This window comes from Sphingomonas sp. (assembly GCF_036387595.1).
In the GTDB taxonomy this organism is placed as follows: domain Bacteria; phylum Pseudomonadota; class Alphaproteobacteria; order Sphingomonadales; family Sphingomonadaceae; genus Sphingomonas.
This window is the reverse complement of the sequence record NZ_DASVTL010000016.1, coordinates 1-1687: the sequence shown is the minus strand read 5'-3', so window position 1 is coordinate 1687 and position 1687 is coordinate 1. Positions and strand designations below refer to the sequence as shown.

Sequence of the window (1687 nt, the reverse complement as noted above, 5' to 3'; positions counted from 1 at the left end):
AGGATCGGCCGCTCCGCCGCGGCGAGCATGTCGACCAGTTCCTCGATCTGGCTGCGATCGGCCTTCAGCGCGGGGCGATAGGTCTTGTGCTGGATCGGGCCCGGCTTGGCGTAGCGCGCGGTGGCGACCTGCACGTCCTTGGGGATGTCGACGACGACGGGGCCGGGCCGGCCGCTGGTGGCGATATGGAACGCCTCGTGGATCACCGCGCCCAGCTTGGCGGGGTCCTTCACGAGGTAGTTGTGCTTGGTGCAGTGGCGCGTGATGCCGATCGTGTCGGCCTCCTGGAACGCGTCGGTCCCGATCAGCGCGGTCGGCACCTGACCGGTGATCACCACCATCGGGATCGAATCCATCAGCGCGTCGGTGATCCCGGTGACAGCGTTCGTGGCGCCGGGGCCGGAGGTGACCAGCACCACGCCGGGCTTGCCAGTCGAGCGCGCATAGCCCTCCGCCGCATGGGTCGCCGCCTGTTCGTGGCGAACCAGCACGTGCTTGATCCGCTTCGACCGGAACATCGCGTCGTAGATCGGCAGCACCGCGCCACCGGGATAGCCGAAGACGATCTCGACACCGAGATCGCACAGTGCCTCGACGAGGATGTCGGCTCCACTTTGCTCGGTCATATCGATCACCTTGGCCTTGGTTGGAATTGTGCAGTGCGGCTAGCTTCCCAATCAGGTCACGTCAACCCGCATCATAACAACAATGTTTCTATCGAGAGCATTGCAGAGTTAGATTCTGTCGTACGAAGCCAGTTTTGTGGAGATTGATTGCGAAACCAGGTATATTGCCGCTTGGCATAACGACGTGTTTCGAGCTGCAGACGCGACAGTACAGCTGCAGCATCCAGCCCGCCAGTTAGTAGCTCTACTAGGGGTGCAACCCCGATCGCGCGGCGCACTGGCGCCTCGGCCGGAATATCATGACGCGCGGTGAGGGCCGCCACCTCGTCGGCGGCGCCCGCTTCGATCATCTCCCCGCAGCGACGGTCGATCCGCGCCATCAACAGCTCGCGCGGCGGCAGGAGGATGGCGGCGGCCAGATCTACGGCGTCGCCGATGCCGCCGGCCCGCTCCAGCTGCCATACGGCAAGCGGGCGACCGGTCGCGCGGACGACTTCCAGCGCACGGGCAACACGGGTGGTGTCCGCAGGAGCGAGGCGCGCGGCCGCCCCGGAATCCTCGAGGGCGAGCAGCGCATGCGCCTCCGCCACCGGCAGCGCGCGCACCGCCTCGCGGATCGCCGGATCGATCGGCGGGACCGGCGCGATGCCGTCGATCAGGGTGCGCAGGTAGAGGCCGGTGCCGCCGACGAGCACGGGCAGCAAGCCAGCCGCATGGGCGGCGTCGATCTCCTGGCGGGCCTCCGCGGCCCAGCGTGCGGCGGAATAGCCGGAGTCGGCGCCGTCGACATGACCGAACAGGCGATGCGGTACGCGCGCCTCGTCGGCCGGCGATGGTCGTGCGCTGAGAATGCGCAGGTCGGCATAGACCTGGCTGGCATCAGCATTGATGACGACGCCCCGGTGACGATCGGCGATATCGATCGCGAGCGCCGACTTGCCGCTGGCGGTCGGCCCTGCGATGAGCGCCACCTTCGGCTTGGAGTTTGCGATGTTCACGGCGACGCTCATAGCAGCGCAAAGCATGGCTGCGGGGGAGATTTCCGCGGCGGCCGATCGGCT

General features: G+C 67.0%; 2 protein-coding genes. Both read right to left on the bottom strand.

Annotated elements, in window-relative coordinates; translation table 11 throughout:
• Positions 1 to 626 (bottom strand): thiamine pyrophosphate-binding protein (locus tag VF643_RS00765; protein ID WP_331041450.1); only part of this gene is annotated, 626 nt, incomplete at its 3' end.
• A gap of 71 nt (positions 627 to 697) precedes the next feature.
• Positions 698 to 1636 (bottom strand): tRNA (adenosine(37)-N6)-dimethylallyltransferase MiaA, encoded by a 939-nt coding sequence (gene miaA, locus VF643_RS00760; RefSeq protein WP_331041451.1) that lies wholly within the window; start codon positions 1634 to 1636, stop codon positions 698 to 700.
• Between the last annotated feature and the right edge of the window lie 51 nt (positions 1637 to 1687).